Source organism: Arthrobacter sp. MDT1-49-2, assembly GCF_059090185.1.
Genome location: NZ_JBNHFK010000002.1, coordinates 195,593 through 209,308, shown reverse-complemented (window position 1 = coordinate 209,308; position 13,716 = coordinate 195,593). Strand labels below are relative to the sequence as shown.

General features: G+C 66.9%; 12 protein-coding genes. 8 read left to right on the top strand and 4 right to left on the bottom strand.

Annotated elements, in window-relative coordinates; genetic code table 11:
- The first annotated feature begins 46 nt into the window (after positions 1-46).
- Entirely contained in the window at positions 47-361 is a 315-nt protein-coding gene (locus AC5RTS_RS03490; protein ID WP_493990681.1) for a variant leucine-rich repeat-containing protein, read from the top strand.
- Between the two features lie 50 nt (positions 362-411).
- On the opposite strand, the gene AC5RTS_RS03485 is transcribed toward AC5RTS_RS03490, so the two are convergent.
- Positions 412-1,167, bottom strand: coding sequence for an anti-sigma factor (locus tag AC5RTS_RS03485; protein ID WP_493990680.1), 756 nt, complete (start codon positions 1,165-1,167; stop codon positions 412-414).
- Positions 1,164-1,970: an ECF RNA polymerase sigma factor SigK gene (gene sigK / locus AC5RTS_RS03480; protein WP_493990679.1), complete on the bottom strand. Its 807-nt coding sequence runs from the start codon at positions 1,968-1,970 to the stop codon at positions 1,164-1,166. The genes AC5RTS_RS03485 and sigK overlap by 4 nt, the downstream gene beginning before the upstream one ends.
- Before the next feature lie 159 nt (positions 1,971-2,129).
- On the opposite strand from sigK, the gene AC5RTS_RS03475 reads away from it, so the two are divergent.
- The 5 genes from AC5RTS_RS03475 (at position 2,130) to AC5RTS_RS03455 (ending at position 9,323) form a co-directional block, all read left to right on the top strand.
- Positions 2,130-2,903: a hypothetical protein gene (locus AC5RTS_RS03475; RefSeq protein WP_493990678.1), complete on the top strand. Its 774-nt coding sequence runs from the start codon at positions 2,130-2,132 to the stop codon at positions 2,901-2,903.
- Between the two features lie 30 nt (positions 2,904-2,933).
- Complete coding sequence (locus tag AC5RTS_RS03470) at positions 2,934-3,611, top strand: class F sortase (protein WP_493990677.1); 678 nt, start codon at positions 2,934-2,936, stop codon at positions 3,609-3,611.
- 143 nt (positions 3,612-3,754) lie between these two features.
- A complete protein-coding gene (locus AC5RTS_RS03465; RefSeq protein ID WP_493990676.1) occupies positions 3,755-6,037 on the top strand; it encodes a zinc ribbon domain-containing protein in 2,283 nt (760 codons plus the stop codon).
- 95 nt (positions 6,038-6,132) lie between these two features.
- Positions 6,133-8,256 (top strand): DUF7937 domain-containing protein, encoded by a 2,124-nt coding sequence (locus tag AC5RTS_RS03460; protein ID WP_493990675.1) that lies wholly within the window; start codon positions 6,133-6,135, stop codon positions 8,254-8,256.
- A gap of 125 nt (positions 8,257-8,381) precedes the next feature.
- Positions 8,382-9,323, top strand: coding sequence for an SGNH/GDSL hydrolase family protein (locus AC5RTS_RS03455; RefSeq protein ID WP_493990674.1), 942 nt, complete (start codon positions 8,382-8,384; stop codon positions 9,321-9,323).
- Positions 9,324-9,403: 80 nt separating this feature from the next.
- Here the strand turns inward: AC5RTS_RS03455 and AC5RTS_RS03450 are convergent, their stop codons facing one another.
- On the bottom strand, positions 9,404-10,792 hold the full coding sequence (locus tag AC5RTS_RS03450) for an MFS transporter (protein WP_493990673.1): 1,389 nt from the start codon (positions 10,790-10,792) through the stop codon (positions 9,404-9,406).
- Positions 10,793-10,917: 125 nt separating this feature from the next.
- Entirely contained in the window at positions 10,918-11,844 is a 927-nt protein-coding gene (locus AC5RTS_RS03445; protein WP_493990672.1) for a LysR family transcriptional regulator, read from the bottom strand.
- A 128-nt stretch (positions 11,845-11,972) separates the two neighbouring features.
- On the opposite strand from AC5RTS_RS03445, the gene AC5RTS_RS03440 reads away from it, so the two are divergent.
- Positions 11,973-12,893: a CoA transferase subunit A gene (locus AC5RTS_RS03440; protein WP_493990671.1), complete on the top strand. Its 921-nt coding sequence runs from the start codon at positions 11,973-11,975 to the stop codon at positions 12,891-12,893.
- The gene (locus AC5RTS_RS03435; RefSeq protein ID WP_493990670.1) at positions 12,890-13,714 is read left to right on the top strand and encodes a CoA-transferase subunit beta; all 825 of its coding nucleotides are present in this window, start codon (positions 12,890-12,892) and stop codon (positions 13,712-13,714) included. Before AC5RTS_RS03440 ends, AC5RTS_RS03435 begins: the two co-directional genes overlap by 4 nt.
- Positions 13,715-13,716: the final 2 nt, after the last annotated feature.

Genomic DNA, 13,716 nt, shown 5'->3' with positions numbered 1-13,716 from the left:
GATTTGAAAGCCTACTGATAAAGGCCCGCGTTTGAAGGAGGACTGCATGCAGGACGAGATTCAGAAGCCAGGAGACCGGACGGCCAGCCCGGTCATGAACATTCCCGCCGCCGACGTGGTGGCGGACGCCGGCGCTTCCGCCGTTCCGGCCTCCAAAGTGAATCCGGAGGAAGTGGCGCTCCTGGCGCAGGCCGAGGACCCGGGCACCAGCTCGCTCCGGCTGCAGGAGCTGGCCACCGACCACCCGATGGTGCGCCCGGCGGTGGCGGCCAATCCTTCGGCAGGACCGGAGCTGTTGAGCTGGCTGAAGGCACTGAACGACGACGGCGTGAACGCCGCGATCGCCCGCCGCGGGGCTTAGCTCCGGGCCGGGTCCGGCTGTCGGCGGCTTTGGCCGCCGTCAGCTGCTGCCTAAAGCTCGGCCGCGGCCAGCAGCGGCAGTGTGGGGGTCTGGGAGCCGCCCTCCGGTTCCACCGTCATGGCGACCGCCCCCGCCTCGGCGACGTTGCCGCTGAGCCAGATCCGGACGTCCTCCCCGCCGCTGAAGTGGACGTTCGGGATGGGGGTATCTTCCTCCAGCAGCCAGAGCTGGTATTCCCGGTCCTGTCCCGGATCCGGCAGGCTCCCGGCAACCAACAGCGCGGAGTCCTCCTCCCGGGATACCACCAGGGTGGCCGGAACGCCGTTGACGTCCAACTGCCGGGTGGTGACATCGGGTGCGGCCAGCAACTGGGTCTCGCGCGCCTGCTCGGCAGCCGCAACCTGCTCCTGTTCCCGCTGCTCGGACTGCACGCCCAGCGCCCAGCCGCCCAGGGCAATACCCGGCACCAGTACGGCCGCGGCTGCGGCGGCAAGCACCGTCCGGGTGCGGCGGCTCCGCCGGTCCGGCAGGGATGCGACCTCCGATGCGGGCAGCGGACGGGTCCCGGAAATGCCCGAAAGCACGGCGGTGCGCAGCCCCGGCGGGGCTTCCTGCGCGGCTCCGGCTGCCAGAGACGCTCCGACCTCCGCGTAGGAATCCACCTCGGCCCGGCACTGCGGGCACCCGGCAAGGTGCTGCTCAAACTCCGCACGTTCCTGCGGTTCCAAGGCGTCCACCGCGTACAGCGGTGCCAGCTCATGGGGGTTGCCGGCGAAGCTGCCCGGCTGATCGTTGCGGTTGCTCACCGTTCTCCTCCCAGTGCTGATCGGAGGCTTTTCAGGCCGTCCCGGATACGGGCTTTTGCCGTCCCCAGCGGGATATCCAGATGCTGGGCCACCTGCCGGTACGTGCGGCCCTGATAGTAGGCCAGAGATACGGCCTCCCGTTGGAGGGGGCTGAGGGTGTCCAGCCCGTCGCGGACCTCACGGGTCTCCATGCTTTGTTCAACTTCCTGCCAGGTCTGATCAGCCGGTGTATCCGTTCGCCGGTCCTCATACGTCTGTTCCCGGTCGCGTTCCCGCGCCACCTGGCGGATCCGGTCCACGGCACGGCGGTGGGCGATAGTGCACAGCCAAGCCAGCACCGAGCCCTTCGCCGGATCGAAGCGGGCCGACTGCTGCCAGGCCATCAGATAGACCTCCTGGACCACTTCGGCGGCGATCTCCGGTGACCGCGTGACACGCACGGTGAGGCCGTAGACCTTCGCTGAGGTGGCGTCATACAGGGCGGCGAAGCTTGCCTCGTCTCCCTGCCCGCTCCGTCGCAGCAGGTCCGCCAGCTCCGCGGCCGGGTCATTGAGGCCGGTCTCCGCGACGGTTTCCCCGCCGGGCTCCGGAACGGCAGACGGCGAACCCCCGCGAAAAGCCTCGGGGGAGGGCAGGTCAGTCATGCGCTTCCACGGACGTTCCCTTCGACGACGGCGCCCCGCCGGGTCAACGACCGGGGACATTACCGGGGAGAACACTGCCACATCTTCGCTCGGGGCCGCCAGCCCGTGCAGCGCCGGGACGGCCGGGGCGGCGCGGAGGCGCTGCAGGGGATTGTCCATACCCGCTGTTCGGCGCGGAGGACGGAACGGACGGGTAGGCCGGGCGGAGCAGGTGCCAAAAAATCTCTTTCAGGTTTTTCGATCCGGGACACATCCGCCCGGCAATCAGCTCCGAACCTGTGGTGTTGCTAGAGACCCACCACGACGAAGGACACGATGATGAATAAGAAGATGCGTCTGCTTGCCGTTCCCACGCTGGCCTTGGGCGCCCTTGCCCTTTCCGGCGGTCCGGCCATGGCTCACGGTGAAGACTCCTGGAGCAGCCAGGCCACGCTGAACACCATGAACAATTCCGGCACCACCGGACAGGCCATGGTGGAGGTGCACGGCACCGAGGCAGTTGTCACCGTCAACGTTTCCGGTGCAGCGGAGACCTTTATGGACGGACCCTTCCCGCATGCCCAGCACATCCACATCGCTGCGCAGGGCACCTGCCCCGGCCCGGAAGCGGATACCGACGGAGACGGCGTGGTCAACACCACCGAGGGCCACCCCTACTACGGGCACATCGGCACCTCGCTGACCACTGAAGGCGATTCCAGCCCCGATTCCGCACTGGCCGTTGAGCGCTTCCCGGGCGGATCCGCATACACCTACGAGCGGACCCTTGAACTGAGCCCCGAAACCGCCGCATCCCTGAAGGACGGCAGCGCGGTTGTGGTGGTGCACGGCGTGGATCCGACCAAGATGCCTGCCGCGGCCGCCGAGAAGATGTCGGACCTGGATCCCAGTCTGCCGGCAGCAGCCACCCTTCCCGCCGCCTGCGGAACGCTGGTGGGTTCCCAGATGGCGGCCATGCCTGAGGGCGGAGCTGACACCGGTGTGGAGACCGCCTCCGACAACGGTGTTGCCGGTACTGCCGTAGCCGGAGCGGGCGTCCTGGCCCTGGCCGGTGCAGCAATGGTGGCCCTCCGCCGCCGTGCCCGCGCCTAGGGAACCGCGTCAGTAGCTGAGGCGATCCCTATGAAGGAATCCCCAAACGGCCGCCGCGCGGGTCTGTTGACCGGCGCGGCGGCCGCCCTCATCCTGTTCACCGGGTGCAGTTCCGGCTCCGCACCGGAGGCGGGAGCGCCGACGAGTGCGTCAGCTCCCGTAACTTCTGCGGCGCCGTCACCGGCCACACCGTCACCCGCCGCGCCCTCAGCCGCCACGCCGTCGGCGGGCGCCGCTGCCCCGGCCCAAATGCCCGCGGCCGCACCGCCTGCGTCGCTGTCCATCCCGGCCACCGGAACGGAATCCCCGCTCCTGCACCTCGGGCTGCGCGAAGACGGTTCCCTGGACGTTCCGCCTGAACCGCCGGGCTCACCGGCCAGCTGGTTCACCGGCTCACCGGCACCCGGTGACCGCGGCCCCGCTGTACTGCTGGGGCACGTCAATGCCACCGGCGGAGGTCCGGGAGTTTTTGCCGGCCTGCGCGATCTTCACCCGGGGGACCGGATCAGCATTGCCCGGGAAGACGGGACCACCGCCGTGTTTGCCGTGGACCGGGGAGAGCAGTACGGGAAAACGGATTTCCCCACCCTGGAGGTCTACGGAAACACCGAGCAGCCCGAGCTGCGCCTGATCACCTGCGACGGCTTTGATGCCGCCAGCGGGGAATTCGAGGACAACTACGTTGTATATGCCACCCTGATTCCGTAAATCCCCTCCACGGGCCTCCGCCCCGGGCCCCGTCATAACCGGCGGAGCATATAGGCCCCATGCTAAGGTCTTTTGCGAACGTATCTGTTGGCTCGGGGGGACCATCACTTACTCCTTCCGGGCGTTTACTACCTGGGGGAGACTTGAAAAACTGCACGTCCTGCGGCGCTGAACTACAGTCGCACTGGAAATTCTGTACCAACTGTCAGGCGCCGCAGCCGGCACAGCAGAGCGGTGCGAGCAACGACGCCGTCCGCAGCGAACAGCCCACACAGCGTTTTGAGCAGGCACCCGGCCAGACCGCCGGCGAGCAGCCGGGACAGCGGACGGAAATCTCCGCCACGACCACATCGGTTTTTGATCCGCCCGTAACGACGCCGGTTGCATCAACTGCCGGCGCGGCCGGCACCAGCGGGTCCGGTTTCGCCGCTCCCGGCGCCCCCGCTCCCGGCAGCCCTGCAGGCCCCGGCGCCCCCGCCGGTCCGGGCGGTGACGGTACCGGAAACGGCGGCACGGGCAACGGCGGACCAACAGGTCCGCAGGGACCCGCCGGTCCGAACACCCCGCAGCCGGCTCCCAAGGGGCCGAAGAAGCGCTCCCGCAAGGTCATCATCCTGGTGTCCGTGCTCGTGGTCCTGCTGGCCGTCGGACTCGGTGCCTTCTTCTACGTCCAGAACCTGATCCGCGGCGGAGCCAGCTCCCCGCAGAAGGCTGCCGACCAGCTGATGGAGTCGATCGAGACCAAGGACATGCTTGGCGTCGCCACTCTGGTTCCGCTGGAGGAACGTGAACCCATCCAGCGCATCCAGGAGCACCTGGCGGACAAGATGGACGAGTTCGGGCTCGAGGCAGCGCTGGAGAAGGTCGGCGAGGACGAAGAGCTCAGCGATGAGGAATTCTCCTTCGACGGCGTGACCATCGCCTTCGAGGGTGTCGAGCCGGAAATCAAGGAAATCGACGAGAGCACGGCACTGATCCGGTACACCACGGGCGAGGTCAAGGTCGACATCGATCCGGAGGCCACCACCGGAACCCTGCGCTCCCTCTTCGACTCCCTGGATGAGACCGAGAAGACCAGCGAGACCGTGGAGCTGGGCGAACTCGGCCCGGACGGTTCCCCGCTGACCCTGGTCGCCACCGAACGTGACGGCCGCTGGTACATCAGCCCGATGTACAGCGTCGCCGAAATGATCAACGCCAGCGAAAGCTATGACCGCGGCAGCGTCCCGGAGGCCTCCACCGGCAGCGACAGCCCGGCCGAAGCGGCCAAGGCCATGGTCGAAGCCGTTCCCGCCGTGGCATCGGAAGGCAGCCTCAGCCCGCTTGCCGGCACGCTGTCCATCCACGAAGGCAGCCTGCTCTACCTCTACCAGGACATGTTCGACGACGCGATGTCGGGCATGGGCGGGGAAGAGATCAGCGTCAGCGACGTCCGTTTCACGGAAGGCGAGAAGGACGGAAACCGTGCCACCGCCGTCGTCGAAAACATCAAACTCGAAAATGACTACGGTGACGAAATCACCCTGACGGCCGAGTGCATCAAGGGCGAACGCGAATCCGACAGCTTCTGCCTCAACGGCTCCGGCTACACGGTGGAACCGTCAGCGCAGATGTTCGGCGGCCTGCAGAACCTCTCGGTGACCACCCTGGAGGAAAACGGCAAGTGGCGGGTCAGCCTGAGCCACACCCTGGCCGACGCGGTCATTGACTGGACCGATTCCCTGACCCGCGAGCAGGCGCTGGCACTGCTGTCCCTGGCACACAGCGAGGACGCCTCCGGCGACATCGCCGTGGACGAGGCCACCGACGTGAAATTCAATTCCGCCGGCTTCGCAGTGCTCAACCTCCGGGTTGATGAGGAAATGAGCCTGGCCGCCGAAGACGAGTACGACTTCGGTGACATGACCGTCTACTCCAAGGACGGCAAGGAAGAAATCACCACCCTCGGCTACGGCGACGAAATCCCCGAAGGCGACTACAAGCTCGTGGTGTTCGCCGGTTCGGAATGGGACGAGGAACGCGCCGAAGACGGCGGCGACATTGACTACTCCAAGGAACTGACCCTGGTGGAGGACTCGGGCGCATCCTTCTCCGACTCCTACCTGGACGCGGGCAAGGATTACTTCTACGGCCTGCTCTCCCTGAGCGGTGAAGCCATGACCCACACGCTGAAGGGCATTGAGGACGACGGCGAGCTGATGGTCGAGGTGTCCGGTTCGGTGCTGCCCGTCGGCACGAACGGCACAGTAGTGGTGACCATGGACGGTGAGGAACACGAACTGAAGCTCGTGGCCGGCGAGCCGTCCACCGTGACCATCCCGTACCCCGGTGACGGTGAGGAACACGAGGTCACAGTGGAGCTGTTCCCCGGTGAGGGCGCCACCACCGCGTTCCTCAGCTACAACGGCGAGCTGACCGCAAACTAGCACCCAGGGACGGTCCTGCCGCACTGCGCGGCAGGACCGTCCTGCCCTTTGCCGGCTACGGCATCCACAGTTTTCAAAATTCCAAGGAAGGCACCATGAAATTCTGTCCCGAATGCGGCAAACAACAGGAAGCCGGAGGCCGGTTCTGTCCGGAGTGCGGCTTCGCGATGGGCACCGAGTCCGCTGCCGCACCTTCCGGGGCGCATGCTCCCGGAACACATGCTCCTGGCGCACATGCCGGCGCTGAAGCGGCACCGCAGCGCCAGCCCGAGTTCGCAGCAGCCGGCCACCCCGGCCAGGGCCGCCAGCAGCACCAGGACCAGTTCACGGGTCAAGCGCAGCCGTATCAGGGGAATCCCGGCACCGGGACCCCCGCCTACGGCCAGGCACAGGCTCCGGCTCCGGCCCAGAAGCGTCCCTCGGCCTTCGCCGGAGTTCCGGTGAGCGACTACGTGCGAGACGGCATTGCCGTCCTGCTGCTGTTCTTCTCCCTCTTTATGACCTGGACCTTCGGTGCCGGAAGCTACTACGGCGCCGAATCGACGGCGGGCACCCGACTGGATGTCCTGCTCATCACCCTCCTGAGCATCTTCTCCGTGGGCGTGAGCTACCTCTGGCGCGCCGGGATCTTCGGTCCCAAGATCGGCTACCGCCAGGTGCAGGACATCAAGGCCCTGGCCAACCTGCCCTACCTGATCCTGGTAGTGGTGTACCTGGTGATGAGCATGGCGGCAGCCGGCTCCTTTGACTCGAGCCTGAGCATCCTCGATGCGGCCCCGGCCTTCGGCCTGGCAGGCGCCATCATGGCGGCACAGCCGCGCCGCGGTGAAATCGCACCCGGCACCGTGGACGCCGCGCGGAACCGGCGCTGGGTTTTCGTCACCGTGGCAATCGCCGGCCTCGCCGCCGTCGCGGTCCTGGCACAGATCATCATCCGCATCGTCGAGGTCTCCGGCCGCGGCGATGACGCCGTCTACCAGTCGCTGGGACTGGGCAACCCCTGGATCCCCACCCTGCTGCTCTCCGTGGCCGGCCTGGTATCCGTAGCAATCCTGGCCCTGGTGGCACTGAACGTTCTGCGCGGATCCGAGACCTGGCGGTTCACCGGCGTCTGCCTCGGCGTCGGAGCCGTCTTCCTCGGCCTGCTCTCCCTGATGGGCGCCTACGGTGCTTCCCTGGATTACTACGCCGGATCGCCGTCCTTCTCGCTGACCTTCTGGATGGCCTTCGGCGCCGCCGTTTCGGCACCGTCCGTTGCCCGCCTGACCCAGCACACCGCGGCCGCCCCGGCGGACCGCCTCACCGCGCTGAAGCCGGCGATCCTGCTGACCCTCATCCTGACGGCAGCACTGGCAGCACTGTCCCTGTTCTCCATGGTGTGGACGCTCGTTGAGGATTACGACGGCGCCGCCACCTGGGCGATCTCCTTCGTCTTCGCACTGGTCATGGTTGCCGGCGCGGTCATGCTGCCCAAGATCGCTGCCCGCGACCAGCGCTCTGCCTATGTGATGGGCAGTGCGTACGCCGGGCTCCTGTTTGTGCTCGCGCTGATCCTGATGATCATCCGGATTGTCCGCAACGACGGCTCCGCGAATGAGGTGGGGACCGGCAGCACGGCCACCATCATCATGGTGCTGGCCTGGGTGATGCCGTTTGTGATCCTGGCGGTCCTTTGGCTCGACAAAGCTGCCCGGGAACACTTCAAGACCCTGGCGCCCACCGGTGGCGTTGGCGCCGGATTCACCTTCGAGGCCGCTCCGCAGGCACCCGTCCAGCAGGTGCCGGCGCAGCAGGCTTATGCTCCGCAGGAACCGGCCCAGCAGGCTTCGGTGCAGTCCGGCCAGACAGCTCCGGCGGCCTCGGCCCCGGGCCAGCATGCTGCTGCGGAAGCACCTGTTGCAGCAGCACACCCCGCGGCAGCACACCCCGCGGCAGCACCCGTTGTTGACGTCCCTGCCGCGGAAGCACCCGTTGCAGCAGCACCCGCTGCGGAAGCGGACGCCGAAAATGCTGCCGGAACCGCTGCGGACCCTGATGCCGCGCTGATCGCCGAGGCCGCCGATCCGGCCACGGCCCTGGCCCGGTTGCAGGAACTGGCCACACACCCCCGGGCACGGGTGGCAGTTGCCGCCAACCCGTCCACCTACCCGGATCTGCTCACCTGGCTCGGCCAGCTGGGCGACCCGGATGTGGACGAGGCGCTTCGGCGCCGGCGGTAAGCATGAAACGGCTGGCGGCAGGCGTCGTGGCAGCGGTGGCAGTACTCACCGCCTGCACTGCGACGCCTGCCGTCGGTCCCTCTGAACCGGCGGGCAGGTCATCATCCGACGCAGTGTCCCCGCAGGTGACAACGACGACGGCGGGGGCACCGCCGTCGTCGTCCGCATCATCGGGTTCGGCCGATCTGAAAGTGGCCAGCCCTTCCGGCTGGCTGGCCGCCGTCAGCGGAGATGCCGGACGCCTGGCCATCCTGGGGGATTCCTTCGCCTCCGGCGAGGGCGCGGGCAGCTACCGGCCAGCCGGCGACGCCCGCCGGGATTCCTGCCACCGCAGCACCCACGCGGTGGCCTCCGAACTTTTTGCCCCGGACAGTATTGCCAATCTGGCGTGTTCCCGGGCGACCACCGGGCACCTCACCGGCCCGCAGACGCTGGCCTTCCGGGAACCCGTGCAGCCCGGCGCCGGCCCCGGGTCCGTCCCGCCCCAGCTGCAGCAGCTGCAGGGCTTTGACCCCACGCTGGTGATCCTCTCCGTGGGCGGCAACAACCTGGATTTCGCCGGCATCCTGCAGGCCTGCCTGCTGGATGCGCAGCCATGCACCCAGAACCCCGCCCTTCGCGCGGATGCCGCTGTTCAGCTCGCAGCGCTGCAGCCGCAGCTGGAAGAAGCCTATTCAGCCGTGGGCGCCGCGGTTGCCGCACCTGTCCTGGTGCTTCCCTATCCCCAGCTTTTTGATGCGCCCGACGGCGGCTGCGGGCGCCTCAGCGTCGAGGAACAGGGGTTCGCCCGGGAACTGGTCGGGGAGCTGAACACCGTGATCCGTGCAGCGGTGAACAGTGTCCCGCAGGCCAACGTGTATTTCGTGGATGCGGCGGAGGAGGCCCTGGCCGGTCACGGAGCCTGCAGTGAGGATCCGTACCTGCATGCCGCCGATGTCTCCGGCCTGCTGCAGGCCGCCGATTCTCCCACTGCCAACCAGGAACTGCTGCACCCCACCCGGCAGGGATACCGCGCAATGACCGCAGCGATCGTGGAGTGGGCTGCGGAGTACCCCGTAGCCGGCTAACCCGATGCGCCAAGGACCCTGAACAGCAAAGGACCCCCGGGACGTGAAGTCCCGGGGGTCCTTTGCTGCCGTGCGGCTGACTATGCCTGCGTTGCGGCCTTGCGTACATCCTGCCCGGCGTCCGGCAGGTCCTCCTGGGTGCTGAAGCTGTCCGAGCTGGCATACCCGTCGCCCATGTTGCTGGACCGGGCCAGCAGGCCCAGCACGCAGCCGATGGTCAGGCCCACATGGACCAGCGCCAGGGCCACCACCGCCATGATGGAACCGCTGACATTGAGCAGGTACTGGCCCATCATGGGTGCCGTTCCGGCAAACAGGGTGGAACTGAGCTGGTAGCTCAGGGAGATCCCGGTGTAGCGGATGTTCGGCGGGAAGGACTTGGCCAGGATCCCGGCCAGCGCTGCGTAGTACATCGAGTGCGGGATGGTGGCCACCGCCATGCCCACCACGGCCAGCAGGTAGTTGCCGGTGCCGATCATGATGAACATCAGCGGCATAAACACCAGCTCCGGCACCAGCAGCAGCAGAACGGCCTTGCGCAGGTCCATCTTGGACGCGATCACTGCGCCGAAGGGCTGCACACAGAACTGAACCACCAGGGCAATCGTCACAATGGTGAGGAAGGTGGACCGGTCAAAGAGCCCGCTGTCCACCGCCCAGGCCAGGGCGAAGGTGCCCTTGAAGTAGGTGGCGGAGACGGCGATGATGCAGGCGCCGATGCCCAGCACCACAATGCCCTTGGAGTGGCGCAGCACCTCGGTGAACGGCGTCTTGGCCACGGTTTTGGTGACCATGAGTTCCTTCATGGCCGGGGATTCCTCGATGCTGAGCCGGATGAACAGGCCAATGCCCACCAGGACGGCGGAGAGCAGGAACGGGATGCGCCAGCCCCAGGAGAGGAACTGCTCGTCCGGAAGCTGGGCCACGGCCAGCCACACCAGGGTCGAGAGCAGGTTGCCCATGGGGGAACCCTGCTGGGCGAAGGCACCGTAGATGATGCCCTTGCCCTTGGGTGCGTGTTCAGCAGCCAGGACGACGGCGCCGCCCCACTCGCCGCCCATCGCGATGCCCTGGATGAGGCGCAGGAACACCAGGATCACGGCGGCCCACATGCCGATCTGTCCGTACGTGGGCAGCAGCCCGACGGCGGTGGTGCAGATGCCCATCATCAGCAGGGTGGTGACCAGTGCCTTCTTGCGGCCGAACTTGTCACCAAAGTGGCCGAACACCACGCCGCCCAGGGGGCGGGCCAGGAAGCCGACCCAGAAGGTCGCGAAGGCGGCAAGCGTGCCCACGGCGGCGTCCTCGGCCGGGAAGAAGATCTGGCCGAAGACCAGGGCGGAGGCGGTGCCGTAGGCGTAGAAGTCGTACCACTCGACGGTGGTTCCGGCGAAGGAGGCGAAACCGGCCTTCTTCGCCATCCGGGTGCGCGTTTCCGCGTCAACCGCTGGGGTTTGATTAGTGCTCACAACAGCTCCGGTGTAAGTGATGGTGGGGGGTGTGACAGGTCACACATAAAAGTTTTCCTCACTCACCTTGCCAGCGCGCACTGAGAGCGTCCAATAACCAATCTGACCAACAGTAGGACGAAATATTACTGAATGCCGGAGGAAAGCCGGCTTTCCGCAGGAACCGGGGTGGGTAGGACTTCCTCGGCAATCTTCAATACCGCCTGAACAGCCGCGGAAGCATTGTCTTTCCGCCAGGCCAGAACGGCTGCCATCTCCGGAATATCGTCGTCAAGATTCCGGTAAACCAGGCCGGGAGTATTGATGTGCTGAACCGAAGAAACCGTAATTGTTACGCCGACTCCCGCCGCAACCAGGCCCAGAATCGTGTAGGAATCCGGGGCCTCCTGCATGATGCGCGGCGTGAACCCGGCATTCATGGCCACCTGGATCAGGGCATCCCGGACCGTGGAGCCGCGGGTGCCGGGGAAGGTGACAAAGGGTTCCTCGGCCAGATCGGCCGCGCTGATGCTCTCGCGTCCGGCGAGGGGGTGATCGCTCGGCAGGGCGGCGACCAGCCGTTCATATTCGTACACCCGGGTACTCAGCGCCGAATCGCGTACGGGCAGCCGGGCAAAACCGATATCCAGGGTGCCCGCGGTGACCTCCGCGAGGGCCGCGCCGGCATAGGTCTGGCCCTGCAGGACCAGCTCAATGCCGGGCTGTTCGGCCCGTACGGCCCGGGCGAGTTTGGGCAGCGCGGCACGGCTGCTGGCGCCGGCGAACCCCACCACCACCCGGCCCACAATCTCCGAGTTGCCCAGTACCGCCGCGCGTTTGGCCACTTCGACGTCGGCAAGCACCTGCCGCGCCGGGCCCAGCAGGGCCGCGCCGGCGTCGCTCAGCGTCACCGACCGGGTGTTGCGGTGGAAGAGCTGGACCCCGAGTTCCTTTTCCAGATGCCGGATCTGCTGGCTGAGGGCCGGCTGGGCCGTGTGCAGGCGTGCGGCGGCCCGGCCGAAATGCAGTTCCTCCGCCGTCGCCACAAAGCCGATCAGATGCCGAAGTTCCATGGTCCGTCCCGCCGCTCGAGAATCATTGAGATCTATTTCTTATCACACAAGGCATTTCTAAGTATTGGACCCTTATAGATCCCCAATGCCAGTATGAGGAGCACCACAAAACCGGAGGCCGTACAGAAATGATCCAAAAGCAGTATTCCCTTCAGGATGCCGTTGCCGAATTCGTCAAAGACGGGGATACGGTGGCGCTGGAGGGATTCACTCACCTGATTCCCTTTGCCGCCGGGCATGAAATCATCCGGCAGGGACGGACCGGACTGACCCTGGTGCGGATGACGCCCGACATTGTGGCGGACCAGCTGGTGGGTGCCGGCGCCGTGGACAAAATGATCTTCGCCTTCACCGGGAACAGTTCGGTGGGCTCCCTCTACGCCATCCGCCGTGCCGTGGAGGCCGGCGGACCCCGCTCGCTCGAGCTGGAGGAATACAGCCACTACGGGCTCCTGGCCCGCTACCAGGCAGGCGCCGCCGGAATCCCGTTTATGCCGGTGCGCTCCTACGCCGGCAGCAGCCTGCCGGAGGTCAACCCCAATCTGCGCAAGGTCGCCTCGCCCTTCGACGAAGGTGTGGAGACCTATGTGGTTCCGGCACTGAACCCCGACGTCGCCATCATTCACGCCCAGCGCGCGGACCGGCACGGCAACATCCAGAGCTGGGGGATCCTCGGCCCCCAGCAGGAAGCGGCGTTCGCCTCCAAGCGCACCATTGCCCTGGTGGAGGAAATTGTGCCCGACGACGTCATCCGGTCGGATCCGAACCGCACCGCCGTCCCGGGCTTCGCCGTCGACGCCGTGGTGGAGGTGCCCTACGGCGCCCACCCCTCGTTTGTCCAGGGCTACTATGACCGCGACAACACCTTCTACCGTTCCTGGTCGGCCATCAGCCGGGATCCGGAACGGCTGGCAGCCTGGCTGCAGGAATGGGTCCACGACACCGGGGACCACGCCGGCTATGTCGCCAAACTCGGCGCCGACTTCTTTGCTCCGCTGACCCCCGAACCGCACCTGTCCACCCCGGTAAATTACGGAAGCGTCCGATGACCCCCTTCACCGCCCTCCCGCCCGAAACCGCCGCCGCCGACGATTCCGCTGTCCCCGCGCCGGCATACACCTCCAGCGAACTGCTGGCAGCGGTCAGCTGCCGCTACCTGCAGGGCACCCGCCGGGTCTTTGCCGGCATCGGGCTGCCCACCCTCGCGGTGGCCCTGGCGCAGAAATCCACCAGCCCCGATATTGAGCAGGTCTACGAATCCGGAGTCTGCGGCGCCCATCCGCCGCGGCTGCCCGAGACCATCGCCGATGCCTCGCTGGCCACCGGGGCCGAGGCCATCCTCACCATGCCCGTGCTCTTCGGCTACGTGCTGCAGGGCGGCTGGATTGACGTGGGGTTCCTGGGCGCGGCACAGATTGACCGGTTCGGCAGCCTGAACTCCAGCGTCATCGGGGACTGGGAGTCACCGGACGTCCGGCTGCCGGGTTCCGGCGGCGCGGCCGAAGTAATGGCCAACTCCGCGGAGGTTTTTGTGGTGATGCGCCGGCACAACCCCACCTCCTTTGTCCGGGAACTGGATTTCTGCACCAGCCCCTCGCCCCGGATTGCCCGTGAAAAGGACCCGCTGGTTCCCGCCCAGGGCCGCGGGGTAACCACGGTCATCAGCGACCTTGGCGTACTTAAGGCGGATGAGACCGGTGAACTGTGCCTGGCCACGGTGCACGAGGGCGTCAGCGTGGAACAGGTCATCGAAGCTACCGGCTGGCCGCTGAAGGTGCTGCCCGGGCTGTCCGTCACCCCCGCGCCCACCGCGGAGGAACTGGACCTGCTGCGCAATGAGATCGACCCCGGCCGCGTCTACCTGCGCTGACC

Bases quoted from the DNA above. Each gene is read 5' to 3' on its own strand.
- AC5RTS_RS03435 (WP_493990670.1), top strand. From the start codon at position 12,890: ATGACCCCCTTCACCGCCCTCCCGCCCGAAACCGCCGCCGCCGACGAT.
- AC5RTS_RS03440 (WP_493990671.1), top strand. From the start codon at position 11,973: ATGATCCAAAAGCAGTATTCCCTTCAGGATGCCGTTGCCGAATTCGTC.
- AC5RTS_RS03470 (WP_493990677.1), top strand. From the start codon at position 2,934: ATGAAGGAATCCCCAAACGGCCGCCGCGCGGGTCTGTTGACCGGCGCG.
- AC5RTS_RS03460 (WP_493990675.1), top strand. From the start codon at position 6,133: ATGAAATTCTGTCCCGAATGCGGCAAACAACAGGAAGCCGGAGGCCGG.
- AC5RTS_RS03445 (WP_493990672.1), bottom strand. From the start codon at position 11,844: ATGGAACTTCGGCATCTGATCGGCTTTGTGGCGACGGCGGAGGAACTG.
- AC5RTS_RS03490 (WP_493990681.1), top strand. From the start codon at position 47: ATGCAGGACGAGATTCAGAAGCCAGGAGACCGGACGGCCAGCCCGGTC.
- sigK (WP_493990679.1), bottom strand. From the start codon at position 1,970: ATGGACAATCCCCTGCAGCGCCTCCGCGCCGCCCCGGCCGTCCCGGCG.
- AC5RTS_RS03475 (WP_493990678.1), top strand. From the start codon at position 2,130: ATGAATAAGAAGATGCGTCTGCTTGCCGTTCCCACGCTGGCCTTGGGC.